The following is a 22,866-nucleotide window of genomic DNA, read 5'->3' as shown; positions in this document are numbered from 1 at the left end:
TTAGCCTCCGATCTGTTTTTGGTTTGAAGCGGCTTCATTTCCGTAAGAAATAAAAGAGGTTAAGTTTTCCATTTTAATTTTCATTTCCTCGTCAGTCGCAGAGTAAAAGAGAATGTCGTGGAGGTGATCTTCAAAATTGCCGACCTCGATTTTTGTTAAAATATCATCCAAGTCTCCGACGACTTTTTCGAACAAATCGATCTTTTCATAGAGAAGCTTTAAAATATGCTCTTCTACGGTATGCTTTGTTGCCATGTTGTAAATGTAGACATCGCGTTCCTGGCCGAGCCGGTGAATCCGGCCGATCCTTTGCTCGAGACGCATCGGGTTCCACGGAAGGTCATAGTTGATGATTTTATTGCAAAATTGAAGGTTGATCCCTTCCCCGCCTGCTTCAGTTGCGATCAGAACCTGCACTTTGCCTCTGAACAAATCTTTCATCCAGTCTTTCTTTCCTCTTTTAAATCCGCCTCTGAACGGTACGGAACTGATGCCGTTCTGTTGGAGGAACCATTGCAGATAAATCTGTGTCGCCCTGTATTCAGTAAAGATGATGACTTTGTCATCGAGTTCTTGAATGAGTTCAACGACTTTCAGCGCTTTTGAATTTTGTGTGACCTCGTTGACTTTTTCGATCAAATGGTGGATGACAGGTTCAGCGATCACCGGCGCTTCGCGATCCTTTCGGTCAAGCATGTTTTTCAGCGTCATATAGACAGCCTCTCTGCTTGAACAGCATTCGCGCTCCAATGTCATGATTGAGAACATGCTTGATGAATGCTGATGATTTGTCTTCAGCTTTTTAATCTCGTCATACAAAGCCTGTTCTGTAGGAGAAAAGGAAATGGGCACGGTTTCGACATGGCGCTTTGTCCAGGTGATGCCGGTATCATGCCGTCTGTTTCTGATCATGACTTTATTGATAAGCGACTTCAAGCGCTCGTGTGCTTCAACTGAATTGATCTGTTTTGTATAATCTTTGTTGAAGTTGCTTTCATTTCCCAAGTGTCCGGGTTTTAGCAGGGAAACGAGATTGAATATTTCGTCGATCTTGTTTTGGATCGGCGTCGCCGTCAGCATCAGGCAATATTTTTTCTTTAAGCTGCGGACAAACTCGTAATTTTTTGTTTTATTGTTTTTCAGTTTGTGAGCTTCATCAATAATCACCACATCATACTGGATCGACAAAACCGTCTCCCTGTGCGGCGACCGCTTTGCCGTGTCAAGGGAGGAGACGACAACATCGCACTGCTCCCATACATAGCTTTTTTTCTGTTCCACAGCCGGAATTAAAAACTTTTCCCGCAGTTCCTTCACCCATTGCGAGACGAGCGAGGCGGGGACGAGGATTAATATTTTCTTGGCCAGCCCGCGAATCATGTATTCTTTTAATATCAGCCCTGCCTCGACCGTTTTGCCGAGGCCCACTTCATCCGCCAAGATAGCTTTTCCGTTCATCTGCTCGACCACCTTCCGGGCGACTTCGAGCTGGTGCGGTAGCGGTGTGAAGCCGGGGAGGTGGTAAGGGGCCTGCAAGCCTTCAAACGTCGGAATCGCAAGCCTTTTCTGCACTTCACAGGAAAGCTTGTAAAGCTCCCAATTCGCCCACGGTCCGTCTTCATCAAGGTGCTTTTTGAACTGTTCCGGCCACTCGTTGTCGAAATGAATGTCTGGTCTCATCGTCATGCCGCCTTTCTCTTCTGAGATTCAAATGTTCTTTTTTAAAAGAAAATCTTGCGTGATAAAAACGGATTTTACTAAGAAATAAACAAAACACGAACGTTCTTATTCTGAAATAATAAATTGTTAATGGTTTTTTCTGTTGCCCAATCGTTGTGATGATGGTAGGATATTTGTAGATCATCAGTAAAAAAACGTAAGCTTTATATAGTATGTCCACGAAAAGAAATGAATATGAGCGAATGACGGCAAGGGGAGAGACCGATAGCGGGAAACCTAAAAGCGGCGCCGAAGGAGCAAACTGGGGAAACAGTGAATCTCTCAGGCAAAAGAACTCTTGCTTGACGCAACTCTGGAGAGAGTTTGTATCATATTATGTTTAGCAAACCACCAAAGGGGACATCTTTGCTTTTGATGCAAAGTAAACTTTCAGGTGCCAGGACAGAGAGCCTCCGAACTGACAAAGGGGCTTCTCTGTCCTTTTTTGTGCCGTCCAAAGCGGCGCAGCCATCCGATTGATGTTGAAATCTTTCTTGTTTTCTGATGATTGGCAAACTTGTTTTTAGTTTGAAAAGCGAAGGGGGAAGCAGAATGCTTAAACGTACGCCTTTATATGACCTTTATAAGGAATATGGCGGGAAAACGATTGATTTTGGCGGCTGGGAACTGCCAGTTCAATTTTCTTCAATTAAAGAGGAGCATGAAGCCGTCAGGACGAAAGCGGGGCTTTTTGACGTCTCACACATGGGGGAGGTCGAAATCACGGGAACAGACAGCCTTCCGTTTTTGCAAAAGCTGTTGACAAACGATGTTTCGACGCTGAAAGAAGGCGGCGCCCAGTATACGGCCATGTGCTATGAAGACGGCGGAACGATTGACGATCTCCTCGTCTATAAAAAAGCGGCCAATGTCTACATGCTCGTCATTAACGCAGCCAATATCGACAAGGACGTCGATTGGATGAACAAGCACATAGAAGGAGATGTTTCGGTTCGAAACGTGTCTGACGAGATTGCGCTGCTTGCCCTTCAAGGGCCGAAGGCTGAAGCGATTTTAAAACAGGTCGCAGATAATGATCTTGCCGAATTAAAGCCGTTTACGTTCCGGGATGATGCAGCGATCGGCAGCGTGCAGGCGCTTGTGTCCAGAACGGGATATACGGGAGAGGACGGCTTTGAGATTTACTGCCGGAATGAAGATGCAGCCTACATTTGGAAGCTGCTCCTTGAAACAGGCAAGGATTCGGGATTGGTGCCGTGCGGCCTTGGGGCCAGGGATACGCTGAGGTTTGAAGCGAAGCTGCCGCTGTACGGACAGGAGCTCTCAAAGGACATTACGCCGATCGAAGCCGGCATCGGATTTGCCGTCAAAACAAACAAAGCCTCGGATTTCTTCGGAAAAGCCGTCCTGGCAAGCCAAAAGGAACATGGAGCGGACAGAAAGCTGGTCGGCCTTGAAATGATCGATAAAGGCATTCCAAGGCATGGATACGCCGTCTATTATCAAGGCGAACAAGCAGGCGAGGTGACAACCGGCACACAGTCGCCGACCTTAAAGAAAAACGTCGGCCTCGCATTGCTGAAAAAAGAAGCCTGCCCCCTCGATACCGTAGTTGAAGTGGAAATCAGAAATAAGCGTTTGAAAGCCAAAATCGTGAAAACCCCATTTTACAAAAGGCAGCCGTAAGTTTGCCAAGACCGTGAAAGGAGACTGAAGATGAAGCACCGTTACCTGCCAGCTACAGATCAGGATAAAAAGGAGATGCTTGAGGCAATTGGAGTCGAGAGAATCGACGAGCTATTCTCCGATATACCCGAAAGCGTCAGATTTAAAGGGGAATACCAAATTAAAAAGGCAAAGTCTGAGACTGAGCTCACAAAAGAACTGACGAAACTCGCGGCTAAAAATAAAGATACAGTGTCGTACGCCTCTTTTTTGGGAGCGGGCGTATACGATCATTACCAGCCCGTCATCGTAGACCACGTGATTTCGCGGTCAGAATTTTACACGGCTTACACACCGTATCAGCCTGAAATTTCTCAAGGGGAGCTCCAGGCGATTTTCGAATTTCAAACGATGATTTGCGAGCTGACGGGCATGGATATCAGCAACTCGTCGATGTATGACGGGGGAACGGCGTTAGCCGAAGCGGCCATGCTTGCTTCAGGACATACAAAAAAGAAAAAAATCGTCGTATCGGAAACCGTCCATCCCGAATCGCGCGAGGTTTTAAAAACGTATGCGAAAGGGCAGTACATCGACGTGGTTGAAGTCCCTTCCAAAAAAGGAATAACGGATCTTGCGGCTCTTGATGAAGCCGTCTGCGAAGATACAGCAGCAGTGATCGTCCAATACCCCAACTTTTTCGGGCGAATTGAGCCGCTGAAAGACATTGAACCGATCGCCCATAAAGGGAAAAGCATGTTCATCGTTTCCGCCAACCCGCTGGCTCTCGGGCTTTTAACACCGCCCGGTGCATTGGGGGCTGACATCGTTATCGGAGATGCCCAGCCATTCGGAATACCGGCTGCTTTCGGAGGGCCGCACTGCGGATTCTTTGCCGTCACGAAAAAATTGATGAGAAAAGTGCCGGGCCGTCTAGTCGGCCAGACGGAAGATGAAAATGGGAAAAGGGGATTCGTTCTCACCCTGCAGGCCCGCGAGCAGCATATCAGACGGGATAAAGCAACATCTAATATATGCTCCAACCAGGCGCTCAACGCGCTTGCCGCATCAGTCGCTATGACGGCGCTCGGCAAAAAAGGCGTCAAGGAAATCGCATGGCAGAACCTGCAAAAAGCGGCTTACGCAAAAGAAGCAGCTAAACGGGCCGGTCTTGAAGTCGCGTTTGAGGGGCCGATGTTCAACGAGTTTGTCATCAGACTCAATGAACCTGTCGAAAAAGCGAATGAACGCCTGCTTGAGAAAAATATGATCGGAGGCTACGATCTCGGCGCTTCATATTCGGATTTAAAACAGCACATGCTGATCGCCGTGACAGAGCTCAGAACAAAAGAGGAAATCGATACACTCATGAATGAATTGGGGGATCGCCATGAATAATCAGGATCAATCGCTTATTTTTGAAGTATCAAAAGAAGGGCGGGTCGGCTACAGCCTTCCTGAGCTTGACGTCCCTGAAACAGATGTGACAGACGTCATTGACGAAGCGTATATCAGAGATGAACCGGCAGATCTCCCCGAAGTGTCCGAGCTTGATATTATGCGCCATTATACGGCTTTATCTAGGCGCAACCACGGAGTGGATTCGGGATTTTATCCGCTCGGTTCGTGCACGATGAAGTACAATCCGAAGATTAACGAAAAAATCGCGAGAATCCCTGGCTTTTCTGCGATCCATCCGCTCCAGGATGAAGCGACCGTGCAGGGTGCGCTGGAACTTTTGTACGACTTGAGCGAGCATTTGGAAGAGATCACAGGAATGGATGAGGTCACCCTTCAGCCGGCTGCCGGCGCGCACGGCGAGTGGACCGGGCTGATGATGATCCGCGCGTTCCATGAGGCAAACGGCGATCATAAAAGGACGAAGGTCATTGTTCCTGATTCGGCCCACGGTACAAATCCGGCGTCTGCAACTGTTGCCGGATTTGAAACGGTCACCGTCAAATCGAATGACGACGGCCTTGTTGATCTGGAAGATTTAAAGCGTGTCGTAGACGAAGAAACTGCCGCGTTAATGCTGACCAATCCAAATACGCTCGGCCTTTTTGAGGAAAATATTTTAGAAATGGCTGAAATCGTCCATAATGCCGGAGGAAAGCTGTACTATGATGGAGCGAACCTGAACGCCGTACTCAGCAAAGCAAGACCGGGTGACATGGGGTTTGACGTCGTCCATTTGAACCTTCACAAAACCTTTACAGGGCCGCACGGAGGCGGGGGACCTGGATCAGGTCCTGTCGGTGTCAAGAAAGAATTAATTCCGTATTTGCCGAAGCCGGTGCTGGTGAAAAAAGACGGCCGCTATACCTTTGACTATGACCGTCCGCATTCGATCGGCAGGGTGAAACCATACTACGGAAACTTCGGCATCAATGTAAGAGCTTATACGTACATTCGTTCAATGGGGCCGGACGGGCTCAAAGAAGTGACGGAAAACGCTGTTTTAAATGCGAATTATATGATGAGAAAGCTTGCTCCTTACTACGATCTGCCGTTTGACCGCCACTCCAAGCACGAATTTGTGCTGTCGGGAAGGCGCCAGAAAAAGCTGGGAGTCAGAACGCTTGACATTGCAAAGCGCCTTTTGGACTTCGGCTTCCATCCGCCGACCATCTATTTCCCGCTCAATGTCGAGGAATGCATCATGATTGAACCGACAGAAACAGAGTCGAAAGAAACGCTCGATGCGTTTATCGATACGATGATCCAGATCGCAAAAGAAGCGGAGGAAACGCCTGAAGTCGTTCAGGAAGCACCGCATACAACCGTTGTGAAACGCATGGATGAAACAAAAGCTGCGCGGAAGCCCGTGCTGCGCTATGAAAAATGATAAGAAAGCCGGCGGATCGATTTCGCCGGCTTTTTTTATGAGAAAAATAACATCTTTATGTAAACGTTTTACTAATTGAATGAGAAGGATTTCCCCCTTATTAAATAGTAAATTCATCAAATTTAAAATTAAAAATAAAAATTACTTTGCAAAACGTGATAGTTTCAATGTTTTATTGAGAGATAATGGTTTAATTTACCTTGAAAGCACAGGATTATGGAGCATTTAGAAGGATTCGCAAGGGTAGAGAGTGACAACGATGAATATGAAGGTAATGATACAAAATGACAGCGAATATGCCGTTTGTCTCATATGTTACATAAATGTTACGGTATATTAGATTGCTTCATACGGGAGGAGAAATATGAATTCAGACGAAAAGCCAATCAAGATAAAAGTAGAAAAAGTGTCCAAGGTGTTTGGAAAAAACACAAAGAAAGCAACGCAGCTGCTTGCCGATGGCAAAACCAAAAAAGAAATTCTGAAAGAAACCGGGGCGACCGTCGGGGTGAACCAAGCAGATTTTAGCGTTTATGAAGGTGAGATATTTGTCATCATGGGTCTATCAGGGAGCGGTAAATCAACTTTGGTGCGGCTTTTAAACCGGCTGATTGAACCGACTGCAGGACATGTGTACATAGATGGTGACATGATAACAAATATGTCCAAAGACCAGCTGCGGGAAATCCGCCGGAAAAAAATCAGCATGGTCTTTCAAAAGTTCGCTCTGTTTCCGCACAAAACAATTCTTGAAAACACAGAGTACGGATTGGAACTGCAAAAAGTGGATAAAGGAAAACGCCGGCTAAAAGCGATGGAATCTTTAAAGCTTGTCGGGCTTGAAGGATATGAACAGCAATATCCGGATCAGCTGAGCGGCGGGATGCAGCAGCGCGTCGGGCTTGCCCGCGCATTGACGAATGATCCGGACATTCTGTTGATGGACGAAGCGTTCAGCGCGCTTGACCCGCTGATTCGCAAGGACATGCAGGATGAACTCCTCGATTTGCATGAATCAGTAGGAAAAACGATTATTTTCATCACCCACGATCTTGATGAGGCGCTGAGAATCGGCGATCGAATCGCATTGATGAAAGACGGAAACATCGTTCAAATCGGTACGCCGGAAGAGATCTTAATGAACCCGTCGAACGAATATGTTGAAAAATTCGTTGAAGATGTCGACTTATCTAAAGTGCTGACGGCCGGTCACATTATGAAACGGGCTGAAACCGTGCGCGTAGACAAAGGGCCGCGCGTTGCACTGACGCTGATGAAAAACCTGGGGATTTCATCGATTTATGCCGTTGACAAACACAATAGGCTCCTCGGCTCCGTTGATGCTGAAACAGCTAAGAAAGCAGCCGAAAAAAGCCAGACGCTGGAGAGCGTCATCTCAAGAGACATCACAACCGTAGAAGAGAATGCTGTCCTGACGGATATTTTTGAATTGGTCTCTGATGCCAGCATTCCGATTGCTGTCGTCGATGAAAAACAGCGGATGAAAGGGATCATCGTCAAGGGTGCATTAATCGGAGCGCTTGCCGGAAATGACCGGTATATTAATGCAAATTCAGATCATGAACCAGATCATGAAGCTGTTATTCAGGAGGTGAGATAATGTTTACTTTATCATCGCTTCCCCGCATTCCTTTAGCCGATTGGATCGATCAGTTTGTTGACTGGCTGACGTTGTCGTTCGGCGGGGTATTTGACGGAATTGCCAGTGGAGTGGAATCGTTTGTTGATGCGATTGTCCAAGGCTTGGGTTTTGTGCCGCCGGTTATTTTGACTGTTATTTTTGCCGCGCTCGCCTGGCTGATCAGCAAAAAAGGCATTGCGCTGTTTACTTTGATCGGATTTTTTATCATTGATTATTTAGGATATTGGGACGCCATGCTTCAGACATTGGCGCTTGTCGTCACATCCGTTCTGATTTCTGTCATTATCGGCATTCCGGTCGGAATCTGGGGCTCCCAAAAGAAAACGGTTCGGAGAATCGTCACGCCCATCCTTGACTTAATGCAGACGATGCCGGCATTTGTTTATTTACTTCCAGCCATCTTCTTCTTCAATATCGGGGTTGTGCCGGGTGTTGTCGCTTCCGTTATCTTTGCGATGCCCCCGACAATCCGGATGACGATCTTAGGGATCCAGCAGGTGCCTGAAGATCTGATTGAAGCTACAGAAGCATTTGGTTCAACGACAAGCCAGCGGCTTTTTAAAGTGCAGTTGCCGCTCGCGACGAAAACCATTCTGGCCGGTATCAATCAAAGCATTATGCTTGCTTTGTCAATGGTCGTTATTGCATCAATGGTAGGTGCGCCTGGACTCGGAGAAGAAGTTTACCGGGCTGTTACACAGCTGCAAACGGGTACCGGTGTAGAAACCGGGCTTGCGATTGTGATTATAGCGATCGTACTTGACCGGGTTACACAAAATATAAAATTGAAAAAAAGCAGGGGGAATGCATAATGTGGAAAAAGATAGCGGGAATCGGCACCGCAGCAGTACTGACATTGGGTCTGGCTGCCTGCGGAAGCAGCAATAATAATGAAAATGCGTCAGCAGGCGATCAAGTCGATTATAAAATTACCGGCATTGATCCTGGAGCGGGCATTATGAATGCAACGGACCAGGCGCTCAAGGACTACGATCTCAGCAAATGGACTGTCACATCAGGATCAAGCTCAGCAATGACAGCCGCATTGAAAAAAGCTTACGATAAAAAAGAACCGATCATCATTACGGGCTGGACGCCGCATTGGATGTTTGCAAAATACGATCTGAAATACTTGAAAGATCCAAAAGGTTCCTATGGTGATGCCGAAGAAATCCATACTGTTACGCGCAAAGGATTCAAGGACGACCATCCGGGTGCAAACAAGCTGCTCAGCCAATTCAGCTGGACAGAGGATGATATGGGGGAAGTCATGCTTGCCATTCAGGAAGGCAAAAAACCGGAAGAAGCTGCAGCAGAATTCGTCAAAAAACATCAAGATCTTGTTAAGAAATGGACAAAAGGCGTCGATAAAGCAGACGGCGAAAAAATTAAGCTCGGCTATGTGGCATGGGACAGTGAAATTGCAAGCACCAATGTCGTTGCAAAAGTTCTTGAAGACTTAGGCTACAAAGTTACGCTCAGCCAAGTAGAAGCAGGCCCGATGTGGACTGGTATTGCAAAAGGAAGCGTTGATGCTTCACTTGCTGCATGGCTGCCGCAGACGCATAAAACATATGCTGAAAAATACAAAGGCAAATACGAAGATATCGGTACAAGCATGACAGGCGTAAAAATTGGCCTTGTCGTTCCGACATATATGAAAGATGTCAATTCAATCGAAGACTTGAAAAAATAACGAACAAAGCCGGCGAACCCATTTCGCCGGCTTATTTTTGTCTGAAAGGATAACCGCTCATCACCCGAATCATCTGACAAACTTTTCCTCCTGCCTGTTCTTGATTGTCTGTCGGATATGCTAAAAAAACATCCTAAAACGTTAAACCGTTTTAGGATGCTGGACTCAACTGAAGCCTTCTCATAGTAGAGACAGCTTCGGTTATTAATTTTTCGTTTTAATTTTTCCGCCCCATTTTTTGAACCCGCCTTTCAGGTTGTAAATCTCTTTACAGCCGTGTTTGCGGAGCGTTTGGGCGGCTCTTCCGCTTCTGACGTTGTTTTGGCAGTACAGGTAAACCGGTTTGTCAGGCCGGATTTCGCTTTTTCTTTGCTTAAGCTGTGAAAGCGGAATGTTTCTCGCACCCAAAATGTGGCCGCCTTCATACTCGTTCGGCTCGCGCACATCGATGAGCTGCGCTTTGCGATAGCCGGCCCTGAATTCTTCTTCTGTTAAGGTTTTCATAATGCGCTGCTGATAGATGTATGAAACGACCGCGTAGATGATGAGCGCGGCGCAAATCAAGAGAACGATAATGCTGCTGGTAGACAATCTGATCCGACTCCTTTTTGAATTCATCCCGCCTGATAAGCGGGAGATTTTTAACGATATGTTAAGACAAGTACTATTATAGTAAAGCCTCAGAAATCTGTCATCTGATTCGCCGAATTTATTTTCAATTTTAAGAGGGAATGGTAGACTTATTTTATACCAAAGAAAAAGAGGGTAGGTTATGGAAAAAGAAACATGGCGTTTTATCGATTCGGGACGACAGGATCCCGCTTTTAATATGGCGCTCGATGAGGCGCTCCTTTATTGGCACAGCGAAAATAAAATTCCGCCGACCATCCGCTTTTACGGCTGGAATCCGCCAACGCTTTCTGTCGGCTATTTCCAAAATATCGAAAAGGAAATCAATCTGGATGCCGTCAAAAAACACGGTTTGGGCTTTGTGAGAAGGCCGACCGGAGGAAGAGGTGTGCTTCATGATCAAGAGCTGACCTACAGCGTCATTGTGTCTGAAGAACACCCGGAAATGCCGAAGACGGTGACGGAAGCGTACCGCGTCATCTCTGAAGGTATTCTTGAAGGCTTCAGAGAGCTGGGACTTGATGCGTATTTCGCCATACCAAGAACGGAAAAAGAGAAACAGAGCCTGAAAAATCCGAGATCTTCCGTCTGTTTTGACGCGCCGTCGTGGTACGAGCTCGTTGTCGAAGGCAGAAAGGTTGCAGGAAGCGCCCAGACGAGGCAGAAAGGAGTCATTCTTCAGCACGGTTCGATCCTTCTTGATCTGGATGAGGACAAGCTCTTTGATTTGTTTATTTACAAAAATGACCGCCTCAGAGAGCGCATGCAGAGAAACTTCAAACAAAAAGCGGTCGCCATCAATGAGCTGACGAAAGAAAAAGTCACGATTGAAGAAGCGAGCGAAGCTTTTAAAAAAGGGTTCGAAAAAGGGCTTAACATTCATTTGGAGCCTTATGAACTGACGGAAGAGGAAACGGAATTTGTCACCGATCTTGCCAGGACGAAGTATGCGGCAGATGAATGGAATTATAGAAGGTAATCGGGTGAAAACGTTATCCCGTTGCTTGTTTTTTACATGCACATAGTGTAAACTTGTTATGATTTGAATAGGTGTGATTTGGAGGGATTTGATGACAACACCGAGTATGGAAGATTACATAGAACAAATTTATATGCTGATTGAAGAAAAAGGATATGCAAGAGTCTCAGATATAGCCGAAGCTCTGGCCGTCCATCCCTCCTCGGTTACAAAAATGGTTCAAAAACTCGATAAAGACGAATATTTGATTTATGAAAAGTATCGTGGCCTCGTGCTGACGCCCAAAGGGAAGAAAATAGGCAAGCGTTTAGTATACAGACATGAATTATTGGAGCAGTTTTTACGAATCATTGGTGTTGACGAAGAGAAAATTTATGATGATGTTGAAGGAATCGAACATCATTTAAGCTGGAACAGCATTGACCGTATCGGAGATCTTGTGCAGTATTTTGAAGACGACAGCAAAAGAATCGACGATTTAAGAAGCGTCCAAAAAAGAAACGAACAGGAAAATCAATAAAAGCCGCCGGGTATCGGCGGTTTTTTTCTTTACGTATCAGTTTTTCCGGCTGCCGCTTTGTCTCATGGTCTTTTTTTTCTGTCCGTTTCTTACAATGGTGTAGAGCCATCTTTTAAGGGAGGGAGACCGCGATGTACATCGACGGGGTTTTTTCAGGCGGCGGTATGAAAGGGATTGCGCTTGTAGGAGCATACGAAGCGCTTGAGAAACGGGGCTTCCGATTTAAAAGGCTGGCCGGAACGAGCGCCGGTTCAATTATTGCCTCGTTTATCGCGGCCGGCTATACAAGCGCGGAGATCCGCCAAATGATGGAAGAATTAAATGAAAGCGAGCTCCTTGACCCGAGGTTTTCACTCCTGCCTTTGAAAATGCTGCAATGGGCATCGATTTATTGGCGGCTCGGTTTATATAAAGGAGAGAAACTGGAAAACTGGATTTCCGAGAAGCTGAAAGCGAAAGGCATTTCAGTGTTCGGGGATCTTGAACAGGGAAAGCTGAAGTTGATCGCTTCCGACTTATCGAACGGCAAGATGCTTGTGCTGCCTGACGATTTAAACAGGTACGGCTTGAATCCAAGGCGTTTTTCCGTCGCCAGGGCGGTCCGGATGAGCTGCAGCATCCCTTATTTTTTTGAGCCGGTGAAGCTCAAGTCCTCCAGCGGCATCAGCGTCGTCGTAGACGGCGGAGTTCTAAGCAATTTTCCGATGTGGCTGTTTACAACAGAAAAAAAACGGCCGGTATTGGGCATCACGCTGATGCCCAATGAAAAAGAGAGGCCGAAGAAAACGATTAAAAATGCGTTCGAGCTGTTCGGGGCGCTGTTTGAGACGATGAAAGAGGCGCATGACGCCAGGCACATTGCCACGAAACATGAGCGGAACATTATTTTTTTGCCTGTTGAGGAAGTCCTGTCGACTGAATTCGCGATGTCGGCAGAAAAAAAACTAGCTCTAATCGAGCTAGGAAAAAAACGAACAGAATTATTTTTGAAACAGTGGACGTTTTAAAAGAAAGCCCTGTTTTTCTTTTTGCTTTTTTTGCCTTCAATCACTGTCAGCTGGGTCTGGCTTTTTTTCTTCACCAATACCGGCTTTGATTTATTGATAGACGGTACGCTTCTCAGATGATTAACCCTGCCTTTTATAGAGCGTTTTTTGTGATCCTGAAAACGCCTGTTGGATTGTTTGGCTGCTTTCTTAAAAGCGGCTCCCTCACTGCCCATATTGCGATTGGAAATGCGCCTGATCACGAAATAAATGATGGCGCCGGCCGCAGCAAAAACAAACAAGTATTGGAGCAGGCGGCCCGGACTTGTGACGGCGAAATAAACAAACCCAAAAATTCCAAACGCAATAATTAAAGCTGAGACAGGATGTACGCGTTGCTTCATAACTGTCCACCTCCCAAAAAATTAACCTATTCGTTACATTACATTACGATATTAGAAGGTTCCTTCTGTTCGTCCTCTGCTTTGGTCTCCATATGAAGAAGCTCATTGAAGCTTGCGATTGCCACTTCCACCTGATCGTCAGACGGCTCTTTCGTTGTTAAAAGCTGCAGCCATAAGCCCGGGTAGCCGAGCACCTTCAAGACGGGGATGTCTCTCAGTTTGTTTGTCAGCTGCAGAACTTCAAATGAAATGCCGAGAACGACCGGTATCAGTGCAAGTCTATTCAAAATACGGACCCAGAGAGGGTCAGTAGGAACAAGCAAGTAAACAAACATGCCCACGATGACGGTGAATAGAATAAAGCTGCTTCCGCATCGGTAGTGCAGTCTTGACTGCCGTTGAACGTTTTCAACCGTGACCGGCAGATTTTGCTCGTAACAGTTTATGACCTTGTGTTCTGCTCCGTGATATTGAAAAACTCTTTTAATAAAAGGAGTGCATGATATGGCGTAAATATAGCTTAAGAGAAGGAGCAGCTTAAAAAAGCTTTCGATCATAATCTGCGCGACGTCCGACTGAAAGACCGGACGGGTAAGCTCCGCTAAAAAAACGGGCACGAGCGTAAAAATAAACTTGCCGAACAAAAAAGACAGGACGCCGACTGCGGCAAGACCAAAAATCATTGTTAGCTTGGACGGCTTCTCTTCTTTCAATTGATCGTCTAAAGAAGGATCAAGGTCATAGCGTTCGCTCGAAAAATTCAAGTGCTGGGTGCCGTTCGCGCTCGCTTCAACAATCGCGATAATCCCTCTGAGAAAAGGAATTTTCTTTAATTTTTCAAGCGTCGGATTGGTTTTCCGAGGCAGCTTGAAAAATTCAATGCTTTCGTCTTTTCTGCGGATCGCAGTTACATAATGGCGCCTGCCGCCGAACATAACGCCTTCGACGACTGCCTGCCCTCCGTATGCGGGCTGTTTTGTTTGATTTGACATTTGCATCAACCTATCTGTATCAATCTATGAGTACATTAACCATTTCCTTACACCTATTGTACAGGAAAAATGCTGAAACCTCTAGATTGACGGGCTCAAAAATTTAAGAAATTCGAACCTCTTACAAAGCCAAATCTAATTAAAGTATACCCTTTTTCATGCTTTTTACACTCGGATCTTAAAAATCTGGGAAAGCTGATGTTGGCGAGGCTGTTTTTGGACATACTGGAAATGGAGGTGATCTGGACTGTATGGGTAATGAAGACAATCAAAAACAGCCGGAAGAGCTTGAACAAAATAAGCGTGAAACTCCGATGACTTTCATCGGAAGGGTGATCACGACTGGTTTTGTCGGCGGAGTGCTTTGGAGTGCACTCGGTGAACTGGCGTACCTTTTTAAATTCTCCGAAGTCAATGCAAACATGATTCTCCAGCCATTTGTCATCGGTGACTGGAAAAACGGATTTCTCGGGACGTTTATCAGCATTCTATTGATTGGAGTTATTTCTATCGGGGCTGCCCTGCTTTACTACGGCATTTTGAAGCAGGTTAGAGGCATGTGGGCAGGCGTTGTATATGGAGCCGTTTTGTGGGCTGTCGTGTTTTATCTGTTCAACCCGATGTTCCCCGATGTTCAGACTGTGGCTGAATTAAAGAGGGAAACGGTTGTGACGACGCTGTGCATTTATCTGCTTTACGGTTTATTCGTCGGCTATTCCATTTCGTTTGAATACAATGAACTCAATTCTGAAAAGCTGACGCGGGCCCTTGGAGAAACAAGAGAATAGTGCCTGATCAGGAAGCAATATGATAAAATGTTCACTGTAAGTGGACATTTTTTTGCGTGATGAGAAAGGGGAGGCAGAGTTGCCGCATATTTTAATTTTGAACGGACCGAATTTAAACCGGCTTGGAAAACGCGAACCCGATGTATACGGGACAGACACACTAACCGATTTGGAACAAAAACTTTTTCAATTTGCCGAAGGCATTCAGACTGAATTGACTTTTTTTCAATCAAACCACGAAGGAGACCTGATTGATGCGCTTCATGAGGCAGAGGAACAATACGATGGAATCGTTTTGAATCCGGGAGCTTTCTCCCATTACAGCTATGCCATCCGCGATGCGGTGGCTGCGATCAGCATACCGGTGATTGAGATTCATCTTTCAAACCCGCATGCAAGGGAAGAGTTCCGACACCGCTCTGTCATCGCTCCGGTTGCAAGAGGCCAGATCACCGGACTCGGCTTTGAAGGTTATAAGCTGGCCATCTGTTATTTTATGAACACAAATAACAAATAGGGGGACTAGTGGACAATGAAACTAAACAAATTGAGAGAGCTTTTCGGCGGTTTGGGCATTGACGGTATCTTGGTGACGAGCAGCGTTAATCTGCGGTACATCACCGGATTTACCGGATCTTCTGGGTTGGCGGTCATCTCCGGCGATCAAGCAGTCTTTATTACAGATTTCCGCTATACAGAACAGGCGAAAGATCAAATCAAAGGCTTTGACATTGTTCAGCATGCCGGCGGAATCGTTCAAAAGGCCGCCGAAGTGATCAAAGAGATGGGGATAAACAAAATCGGTTTTGAACAGGATAAAATGACATATGGAACGTATGCCGCCTACAAAGAGCAGCTTGGCGCAGCTGAACTCGTTCCTGTTTCTCAATCTGTGGAAAAGTTGCGCTTGATTAAGTCAAGTGAAGAGATTAAGATATTAAAGGAAGCTGCAAAGATTGCAGATGATGCATTCAGCCATATTCTGACGGTCATAAAGCCAGGCATCACCGAAATTGAAGTCGCCAATGAGCTCGAGTTTTATATGCGGAGCCAGGGAGCTGATCATTCGTCCTTCGATATGATTGTGGCGTCAGGCGTACGCTCAAGTCTGCCGCACGGAGTGGCAAGCAGCAAAGCGATCGAGAAAGGCGACCTTGTGACATTGGACTTCGGGGCTTACTATAAAGGTTACTGCTCGGACATTACGCGTACAGTCGCGGTAGGAGAGCCGGATGATGAGCTGAAACGCATTTATCAAACCGTGTTTGAGGCGCAGGCTATCGGCATGCGGAGCATCAAGCCGGGAATCACCGGGAAACAAGCTGACGCTTATACAAGGGACTACATATCTTCACAAGGCTACGGCGATTATTTCGGCCATTCAACAGGTCACGGCCTCGGCATGGAAGTTCATGAGAGTCCGGCGCTTTCAGCACGTTCGGACCAGATGCTTGAAAAAGGCATGGTTGTAACGGTTGAACCGGGAATTTACATACCGGGAAAAGGCGGGGTCAGGATAGAAGATGATATTGTCCTGACAGAGGAAGGAAACGAATCCCTTACCCATTCCGCGAAAGATTTAATTATTTTATAATCCGTTTGATTGGAGCAATAGGAGGATAATCATGATTTCAGTAAACGATTTTCGCACAGGTTTAACGATTGAAGTAGACGGAGGCATCTGGCGCGTTGTTGACTTCCAGCACGTTAAGCCGGGAAAAGGTGCGGCATTTGTCCGTTCCAAACTGAGAAATCTTCGCACAGGTGCGATTCAGGAAAAAACATTCCGCGCAGGTGAAAAAGTGGCGCGCGCCCAAATTGAAACAAAAACGATGCAGTACTTGTATGCCAACGGCGACCAGCACGTTTTTATGGATACGACATCTTACGAGCAGCTTGAGCTGAACGAGAAGCAAATCGAACACGAGCTCAAATTCCTGCTTGAAAATATGTCTGTCCACATCATGATGTATCAGACAGAGACGATCGGAATCGAACTTCCGAATACGGTTGAACTAAAAGTTGTTGAAACAGAACCGGGCATCAAAGGCGACACAGCCTCAGGCGGAACAAAACCAGCAAAAACAGAAACAGGCCTTGTTGTCAACGTGCCGTTCTTCGTAAACGAAGGAGATACGCTTGTTGTCAATACTTCTGACGGATCTTACGTATCAAGAGCATAAGGGTAACAGCGGGAAAGAGCCGGCTTCACTGAAGCCGGCTCTTTTTTTTGCTGTCTGAAATCTTTTACCTCTCACATGCCAAATAGAAAAATCGGAAGACTACTTTTTCAAGGGAGAGCATAGATTGTAAAAAAAGAGGAAGTGTTACTGGAGGTTTAAGATCATGAAGCTTTTCTTTGGACAAGTCAATCCGACGGTTTTGACAATGGCGGCGTTAAGGGTGGTATCATCTTTGATCGAACTGACGGCGGCTGTCGTGATGCTTTTGACAAACGACGTCAGAAAAGCCGTGGCGGTCAACAGCGTGCTGGCCATGGTCGGGCCGCTCATCTTTATTATTACAATGACAATCGGCATCTATCAGATTGCAGGGCAGCTTTCTTACGCAAAGCTGATTTTGATCTTTATGGGAGTGGTTTTGATCATCGCAGGGATCTATAAATAGTGAAACATGATAAGAGAGACCGACTTGTCATAATGTCTTCCTTTGATCATACATTTTTATAGAAGACAAGCAAAAAGAGGAGGGAGTGTTTTTGCATCACATCACAGAGATTCTCCCCGATACGATCAAACGCGCGCTCAGCGGTCTTGACGACCATGAAATCGATCAGATAGAAGAAATTCGGATTCGGACAAGTCGTCCGCTGGAACTGGTGAACAAAGGAAAGCCGCGCTTTCTCCCTTATGCGGCGACGCCTGAAGACTCGGCGCTTCTTTTAAACAGGCTGGGAAATTACAGCATGTATACACTGGAAGAGGAATTGAAAAAAGGATATGTCACGATCAGAGGCGGACACCGCGTGGGGCTTGCCGGCCGGGTTGTCGTCGAAAACGGGGCTGTCAAAGGAATCAGGGAAATATCATCATTTAATATCCGGATTGCCAAAGAAAAAATCGGCATTTCCAAACCGTATATCCCCCATTTATTTCAAAACTCGTGGCTGAACACGCTGATTATCGGTCCGCCGCAAACCGGAAAAACAACACTGCTCAGAGACCTCGCCAGGCTGATCAGCTCAGGAAGCGGCAACGTGCCTGCCAAAAAGGTGGGAATTGTTGACGAAAGGTCTGAAATCGCAGGTTGTGTAAACGGAATCCCGCAATATCGGCTCGGCGACAGGGCAGACATCCTTGACGCCTGTCCAAAAGCGGAAGGCCTGATGATGATGATCAGATCGATGAGTCCGGAGGTGATGATCGCCGATGAGATCGGGAGAATGGAAGACGCGGAAGCGCTCTTGGAAGCGGTCCATGCGGGGGTGTCTGTCATCGTTTCGGCACACGGCTACACATATGCCGATATCGCCAGGCGTCCATCATTGAAAATGCTTCAGGAGCACCGGGTTTTTGAGAGAATCGTGGAACTTTCCAGAAAGAACGGTCCCGGCAGCCTGAGCCGCATCTTAAACGGGAACGGAGAGCCTCTCTGCGCGGCGAAGAGGATGTTATCATGCTGAAGCTTTTAGGTGCCGTGCTTATTTTGGCAGCAGCCACATGGACAGGATTTGAAATGGCGAAGCCTTTCAGGGAAAGACCGAAGCAAATCCGCCAGCTGCTGGCCGCTTTGCAGTCTTTGGAGGCTGAAATCATGTACGGGCACACGCCGCTCCGTCAGGCATCAAAACAGATCGCACACCAGCTTTCCGAGCCGGTAGCCTCTTTGTTTCAGACATTTGCAGAACAGCTGGAAAAAGGCAGCGCTTCAGCAGGGACGGCATGGGAAGACAGCCTGGAGAAAGTATGGCCCGAAACGGCTCTCAAAAAGAAAGAATACGAGATTTTACGGCAATTCGGCGAAACGCTTGGCCGTCATGATCTGATTTCTCAGCAAAAACATATCAAACTGGCGTTAACCCATTTAGAGACAGAGGAAGCTGAAGCAAATCTCGCCCAGGCGAAAAATGAAAAGATGGTGAAGAGCCTTGGGTTTTTGTCGGGACTACTGCTGATTCTTCTATTGATGTAATGAAGAGGGGAGCATACACGAAATGGGAGTAGACGTAAATATTATTTTTCAAATTGCCGGCGTCGGGATCGTCGTCGCTTTTCTTCACACCATACTGGATCAAATGGGGAAGAAGGAATATGCCCAATGGGTCACACTTTTAGGATTCATTTATATTTTGTTCATGGTGGCTACTGTTGTCGATGATCTATTCCAAAAGATAAAAGCTGTCTTTCTATTTCAAGGATAGGGGGGCTCACTCATTGAAATCGTTCAAATCGTAGGATTGGGAATGATCGCCACCTTCCTCAGCTTGATTGTGAAAGAGCAAAAACCGACGTTTGCTTTTATGATTATCGTTTTTGCCGGCTGTACAATTTTTCTATTCTTAGTAGATCAGGTCTACGAAATCATTCGGATGATTGAAAAAATAGCTGCCAATGCCAACATCAACATGATGTATGTCGAAACGATTTTGAAAATTATCGGGATTGCTTATATTGCGGAGTTTGGCGCCCAGCTGACAAAGGATGCCGGACAGGGTGCGATTGCTTCGAAAATCGAATTGGCAGGCAAAATCCTCATTTTAGTCATGGCTGTGCCTATTTTAACCGTGATTATCGAAACGATCATCGGACTCATCCCTTCCATGTCTTAGTCAGAAAGGAGGATTTCCTGAGTGAAGCGTTTTCTATTCTGGCTGTTGATCATCGGAATCGTATGCTTTGGAGCGCGTGATGTACAAGCTTCGCCAAAAGAAGAGGAGCCGGCTGGGGAAACCGCCGCAGAAGAATCGGTTGAAGCAATGGCCAAACAGCAGGCTGAAGGATTGGAGCTTGACCGGGTCGGGGAGTTCTGGAACAACATTTTGACAGAGTATGGGGGACACCTTCCCGAAAGTCAAAAAGGAAGCCTGCTTGAATTTGTCAAAGGTGAAAAGCACTTTTCGCCTGAGGAATGGGGCAAAGCGCTGTTTTCTTACTTGTTCCATGAAGTGCTGGCTAACGGGAAGCTGCTGGGGACGCTGATCCTGTTGACCATCTTCTGCGTGCTGCTTCAGCTTTTGCAAAACGCGTTTCAGCAAAGCACCGTCAGCAAAGTGGCGTATGCAATTGTCTACATGGTGCTGATCATTCTTGCGCTTAACAGCTTTCGGGTTGCTGTTACATATGCGAATGAAGCGATCCAGACGATGACAAGCTTTATCCTGTCGCTCGTACCTCTGCTTCTAGCGCTGATGGCGACTTCGGGGGGAGCCGCCTCAGCCGCATTCTTTCATCCGGTCATTCTCTTTCTCATGAACACGAGCGGCTTGTTTATCCAATTTATCGTGATGCCGCTTTTATTTTTATCAGCGATTTTAAGCATTGTCAGCACGATGACGGACCAATATAAAGTCACACAGCTGGCCCAGCTCCTCAGAAATGCGGCGATCGGCACGCTGGCTGCATTTTTAACCGTATTCCTCGGTGTCATCTCGGTTCAGGGCGCCTCAGCCGCAGTGACGGACGGCATTACTTTGCGGACGGCAAAATTCATCACCGGTAACTTCATCCCCGTATTGGGCCGCATGTTTACCGAAGCGACGGACACGGTGATCAGCGCGTCTCTCCTGCTGAAAAACACCGTCGGGATACTCGGTGTGGCGATCTTGATTTGCATCGCAGCTTTTCCTGCGATTAAAATCCTCTCCCTCGCGCTCATATACAAAATTGCCGCAGCAGTTCTCCAGCCTCTCGGAGGCGGTCCGGTTATCAGCTGCCTGGATGTCATCAGCAAAAGCGTCATCTACATTTTCGCTGCCATGGCCATCGTTTCGCTGATGTTTTTCTTAAGCTTAACCGTGATCATTACAGCGGGGAATCTGACGATGATGATGAAGTAGGGAGGGATGAGATGGAATTTCTGACAGAGTGGCTCACGAATATTATTCTATTTATTCTGATGGCGATCGTCATCGATATGCTTCTGCCGAATTCGAGCATGCAAAAATACGCGAAAATGGTGATCAGCCTGCTCCTGATCGTTGTGATACTGAATCCGATCTTCTCTTTATTCAGGACCGATCCGGATGTGATTTTTGAGAAGCTTACAAAAAACGGACAAGTTCAATCAAACGAAATAAAAAATCAGCTGAATTCAGAAAAAAAAGAAATACAAGCCTCACAACAAGCATATATCTTAGAACAGATGGCTGTTCAACTGAAAAAGAACGCAGAGAGCAGTTTTGCCAGCGACAAATACAAGATAGACCGAGTCGCGGTTTCTTCTGACAGCCAGCTGAAAACAGAGAAAGATTTCAGTAAACATGCGGAAGTCTCAGTATTCTTGCAACCAGCATCGGAAAAAACGGTCCAAGCCGTCGCTCCTGTCGAGATCAATACGGATCGCGGCTACCAGTCCATGCGAGAAAGAGAAAAGAAAGAGACGGGGGAAGTCAGAGAACAGCTAGCAGGCATATGGGAAATAAGCCCCGACAAGATTACAGTTCATATCGAAGGGGGAGAACGAAGCGGCAATGAATAAAAGAACCTGGATCGAAAAGCTGATCGGCCACCTGCTGCCGAAAGAAGAGAAAGACGGAAAAAAGCTGACGAAATATCACTACTTTCTGCTGCTTTTTGTTCTCGGCGTTTCCTTCATGCTCGTCAGTCAGATCTTCTCTTCCGAACCTTCTCAAGATCGAGCGGCAGATCAGCCGACAGCTTCACAAAAGGCTCCGTCTGAAAGCGCTGGACAGAGCGGTGAAGGTGAAAAAGAAGTGTTTAAGCCCGCCTCAGATGACAAGCCGAAGGACTCGATCCAAGATTACGAACAGGAATATGAGAATCAGCTCAAAGACATATTGGAAACGATCATCGGCGTTGAGGACGTGTCAATCGTCGTCAATGTTGATGCAACATCATTGAAAATATTCGAGAAAAACAGAAAAACCCAGGAGACTTCAACGAATGAGACAGATAAACAGGGAGGCAAGCGGACGGTGTCTGAAATGTCGTCCGACGAAGAAATCGTCATCATTAAAAACGGAGATAAAGAGACGCCAGTTGTCGTTCAGACGAAAAAGCCCGATATCAGGGGTGTTCTCGTTGTCGCTCAGGGAGTCGACAACGTTCAAATAAAAAAAACCATCATTGAAGCAGTGACAAGAGTTCTTGATGTTCCGAGCCACCGCGTCGCTGTTGCCCCTAAAAAAATGAAGGAGGATTCATAAATGATGCTGAAAAAACAAACGGTTTGGCTTTTAACCATGTTAAGTCTCGTCGTTGTGCTGAGTGTCTACTACATTATGTCGCCTGAAGGAGAAAATGTCGTCACGGTGGATGACAAAGAACAAGTTGCCGCTGAAAAAGAAAAACCGATGAAAGAAGAGCCTGCCAAGGATGGCAAAGAAGACACCGCGCCTGCTAAAGACAAAACTGAAGGGAAAGACGCAAAAGATAAAGAAACGTCTGCGAGTGAGCAGAACGGAGAGGTTGTCACAGAAGAATCATCCGGTGGAGAAGATTTATTCACAACATACCGCATGGAAATGGACGATCAGCGCAGCAGGGAGAGGGAGGAATTAACTGAAATCGTCAGAAGTGATAAAGCGACGGCAAAGGAAAAAAGCGAAGCTTACGACAAGATGACAGAGCTCAGCGAAGCTGAAGGAACGGAAAAGACGCTTGAAACCCTGATCAAAACAAAAGGTTATAAAGACGCCTTGGTCAACGCCGACGGCGATAAAGTCAATATTACGGTGAAGGCGAAAGAGCACTCAAAAGCCGCTGCCACTGATATCATCGACATCGTCGCTAAAGAAGTGAAAAACTTAAACGATGTGGCTGTGACGTTCGAGCCAGCAGATTAAACATGTCCCGCTTGCAAAAAGCGGGATTTTT

26 protein-coding genes and 1 riboswitch are annotated in these 22,866 nt (G+C 46.5%); of the genes, 22 read left to right on the top strand and 4 right to left on the bottom strand.

Features of this window, described 5'->3' with window-relative positions; translation table 11 throughout:
* On the bottom strand, positions 1-1,680 hold the full coding sequence (locus MKX80_RS13150) for an SNF2-related protein (protein ID WP_154997698.1): 1,680 nt from the start codon (positions 1,678-1,680) through the stop codon (positions 1-3).
* Positions 1,681-1,922: 242 nt separating this feature from the next.
* A riboswitch (glycine riboswitch) is annotated at positions 1,923-2,027 on the top strand.
* 244 nt (positions 2,028-2,271) lie between these two features.
* On the opposite strand from MKX80_RS13150, the gene gcvT reads away from it, so the two are divergent.
* The 6 genes from gcvT (at position 2,272) to MKX80_RS13120 (ending at position 9,552) form a co-directional block, all read left to right on the top strand.
* Positions 2,272-3,366: a glycine cleavage system aminomethyltransferase GcvT gene (gene gcvT / locus MKX80_RS13145; RefSeq protein ID WP_268342808.1), complete on the top strand. Its 1,095-nt coding sequence runs from the start codon at positions 2,272-2,274 to the stop codon at positions 3,364-3,366.
* Between the two features lie 30 nt (positions 3,367-3,396).
* On the top strand, positions 3,397-4,743 hold the full coding sequence (gene gcvPA, locus MKX80_RS13140; protein WP_268342807.1) for an aminomethyl-transferring glycine dehydrogenase subunit GcvPA: 1,347 nt from the start codon (positions 3,397-3,399) through the stop codon (positions 4,741-4,743).
* Positions 4,736-6,193, top strand: coding sequence for an aminomethyl-transferring glycine dehydrogenase subunit GcvPB (gene gcvPB, locus MKX80_RS13135; RefSeq protein WP_182070391.1), 1,458 nt, complete (start codon positions 4,736-4,738; stop codon positions 6,191-6,193). The genes gcvPA and gcvPB overlap by 8 nt, the downstream gene beginning before the upstream one ends.
* Before the next feature lie 364 nt (positions 6,194-6,557).
* The gene (gene opuAA, locus MKX80_RS13130) at positions 6,558-7,814 is read left to right on the top strand and encodes a glycine/proline betaine ABC transporter ATP-binding protein OpuAA (protein WP_154997650.1); all 1,257 of its coding nucleotides are present in this window, start codon (positions 6,558-6,560) and stop codon (positions 7,812-7,814) included.
* Entirely contained in the window at positions 7,814-8,668 is an 855-nt protein-coding gene (gene opuAB / locus MKX80_RS13125; protein WP_154997652.1) for a glycine/proline betaine ABC transporter permease subunit OpuAB, read from the top strand. Before opuAA ends, opuAB begins: the two co-directional genes overlap by 1 nt.
* The gene (locus MKX80_RS13120; RefSeq protein ID WP_154997654.1) at positions 8,668-9,552 is read left to right on the top strand and encodes a glycine betaine ABC transporter substrate-binding protein; all 885 of its coding nucleotides are present in this window, start codon (positions 8,668-8,670) and stop codon (positions 9,550-9,552) included. The genes opuAB and MKX80_RS13120 overlap by 1 nt, the downstream gene beginning before the upstream one ends.
* 204 nt (positions 9,553-9,756) lie before the next feature.
* On the opposite strand, the gene MKX80_RS13115 is transcribed toward MKX80_RS13120, so the two are convergent.
* A complete protein-coding gene (locus MKX80_RS13115) occupies positions 9,757-10,170 on the bottom strand; it encodes a rhodanese-like domain-containing protein (RefSeq protein ID WP_043927863.1) in 414 nt (137 codons plus the stop codon).
* A gap of 154 nt (positions 10,171-10,324) precedes the next feature.
* Here MKX80_RS13115 and MKX80_RS13110 point away from each other — a divergent pair, with 154 nt between their 5' ends.
* From MKX80_RS13110 to MKX80_RS13100, 3 genes are all read left to right on the top strand, one after another.
* Positions 10,325-11,161, top strand: a complete 837-nt coding sequence (locus MKX80_RS13110) for a biotin/lipoate A/B protein ligase family protein (protein WP_268342805.1) — start codon at positions 10,325-10,327, stop codon at positions 11,159-11,161.
* Between the two features lie 91 nt (positions 11,162-11,252).
* The gene (gene mntR, locus MKX80_RS13105) at positions 11,253-11,681 is read left to right on the top strand and encodes a transcriptional regulator MntR (RefSeq protein ID WP_003183427.1); all 429 of its coding nucleotides are present in this window, start codon (positions 11,253-11,255) and stop codon (positions 11,679-11,681) included.
* Positions 11,682-11,812: 131 nt separating this feature from the next.
* The gene (locus MKX80_RS13100) at positions 11,813-12,688 is read left to right on the top strand and encodes a patatin-like phospholipase family protein (protein WP_182070392.1); all 876 of its coding nucleotides are present in this window, start codon (positions 11,813-11,815) and stop codon (positions 12,686-12,688) included.
* Here MKX80_RS13100 and MKX80_RS13095 read toward each other — a convergent pair.
* Together MKX80_RS13095 and MKX80_RS13090 are read right to left on the bottom strand one after the other, a co-directional pair.
* Positions 12,685-13,071, bottom strand: a complete 387-nt coding sequence (locus MKX80_RS13095) for an SA1362 family protein (protein WP_154997660.1) — start codon at positions 13,069-13,071, stop codon at positions 12,685-12,687. The genes MKX80_RS13100 and MKX80_RS13095 overlap by 4 nt on opposite strands.
* A 38-nt stretch (positions 13,072-13,109) precedes the next feature.
* Positions 13,110-14,063: a DUF1385 domain-containing protein gene (locus MKX80_RS13090; protein WP_154997662.1), complete on the bottom strand. Its 954-nt coding sequence runs from the start codon at positions 14,061-14,063 to the stop codon at positions 13,110-13,112.
* A 251-nt stretch (positions 14,064-14,314) separates the two neighbouring features.
* Here MKX80_RS13090 and MKX80_RS13085 point away from each other — a divergent pair, with 251 nt between their 5' ends.
* The 13 genes from MKX80_RS13085 to MKX80_RS13025 all read left to right on the top strand — a co-directional run bounded on the left by MKX80_RS13085 (position 14,315) and on the right by MKX80_RS13025 (position 22,835).
* On the top strand, positions 14,315-14,851 hold the full coding sequence (locus MKX80_RS13085) for a YqhR family membrane protein (RefSeq protein ID WP_182070394.1): 537 nt from the start codon (positions 14,315-14,317) through the stop codon (positions 14,849-14,851).
* 79 nt (positions 14,852-14,930) lie between these two features.
* Positions 14,931-15,368, top strand: a complete 438-nt coding sequence (gene aroQ / locus MKX80_RS13080; RefSeq protein ID WP_043927933.1) for a type II 3-dehydroquinate dehydratase — start codon at positions 14,931-14,933, stop codon at positions 15,366-15,368.
* Positions 15,369-15,383: 15 nt separating this feature from the next.
* Positions 15,384-16,445 carry a Xaa-Pro peptidase family protein gene (locus MKX80_RS13075; RefSeq protein WP_154997668.1) on the top strand — a complete coding sequence of 354 codons (1,062 nt, stop codon included), beginning with the start codon at positions 15,384-15,386 and terminating at the stop codon, positions 16,443-16,445.
* 31 nt (positions 16,446-16,476) lie between these two features.
* Positions 16,477-17,034: an elongation factor P gene (efp, locus tag MKX80_RS13070; protein WP_020452147.1), complete on the top strand. Its 558-nt coding sequence runs from the start codon at positions 16,477-16,479 to the stop codon at positions 17,032-17,034.
* Between the two features lie 163 nt (positions 17,035-17,197).
* Positions 17,198-17,479, top strand: a complete 282-nt coding sequence (locus tag MKX80_RS13065; protein WP_003183412.1) for a YqhV family protein — start codon at positions 17,198-17,200, stop codon at positions 17,477-17,479.
* A 91-nt stretch (positions 17,480-17,570) separates the two neighbouring features.
* Positions 17,571-18,494: a stage III sporulation protein AA gene (spoIIIAA, locus tag MKX80_RS13060; RefSeq protein ID WP_186807215.1), complete on the top strand. Its 924-nt coding sequence runs from the start codon at positions 17,571-17,573 to the stop codon at positions 18,492-18,494.
* Complete coding sequence (gene spoIIIAB, locus MKX80_RS13055; RefSeq protein WP_154997674.1) at positions 18,488-19,003, top strand: stage III sporulation protein SpoIIIAB; 516 nt, start codon at positions 18,488-18,490, stop codon at positions 19,001-19,003. Before spoIIIAA ends, spoIIIAB begins: the two co-directional genes overlap by 7 nt.
* A 22-nt stretch (positions 19,004-19,025) precedes the next feature.
* Positions 19,026-19,232: a stage III sporulation protein AC gene (spoIIIAC, locus tag MKX80_RS13050; RefSeq protein WP_003183409.1), complete on the top strand. Its 207-nt coding sequence runs from the start codon at positions 19,026-19,028 to the stop codon at positions 19,230-19,232.
* Between the two features lie 12 nt (positions 19,233-19,244).
* Entirely contained in the window at positions 19,245-19,640 is a 396-nt protein-coding gene (gene spoIIIAD, locus MKX80_RS13045; RefSeq protein WP_261763579.1) for a stage III sporulation protein AD, read from the top strand.
* Positions 19,641-19,661: 21 nt separating this feature from the next.
* A complete protein-coding gene (spoIIIAE, locus tag MKX80_RS13040) occupies positions 19,662-20,867 on the top strand; it encodes a stage III sporulation protein AE (protein WP_268342803.1) in 1,206 nt (401 codons plus the stop codon).
* Positions 20,868-20,878: 11 nt separating this feature from the next.
* The gene (spoIIIAF, locus tag MKX80_RS13035; RefSeq protein WP_154997678.1) at positions 20,879-21,508 is read left to right on the top strand and encodes a stage III sporulation protein AF; all 630 of its coding nucleotides are present in this window, start codon (positions 20,879-20,881) and stop codon (positions 21,506-21,508) included.
* Complete coding sequence (gene spoIIIAG, locus MKX80_RS13030) at positions 21,501-22,196, top strand: stage III sporulation protein AG (protein WP_154997680.1); 696 nt, start codon at positions 21,501-21,503, stop codon at positions 22,194-22,196. The genes spoIIIAF and spoIIIAG overlap by 8 nt, the downstream gene beginning before the upstream one ends.
* A gap of 3 nt (positions 22,197-22,199) precedes the next feature.
* A complete protein-coding gene (locus MKX80_RS13025; protein ID WP_176275367.1) occupies positions 22,200-22,835 on the top strand; it encodes a SpoIIIAH-like family protein in 636 nt (211 codons plus the stop codon).
* The last annotated feature ends 31 nt before the right edge of the window (positions 22,836-22,866 follow it).

It is taken from the genome of Bacillus sp. FSL K6-0972, from assembly GCF_037976035.1.
In the GTDB taxonomy this organism is placed as follows: Bacteria; Bacillota; Bacilli; order Bacillales; family Bacillaceae; genus Bacillus; species Bacillus haynesii.
This window is presented reverse-complemented; position numbering and strand designations above follow the sequence as displayed.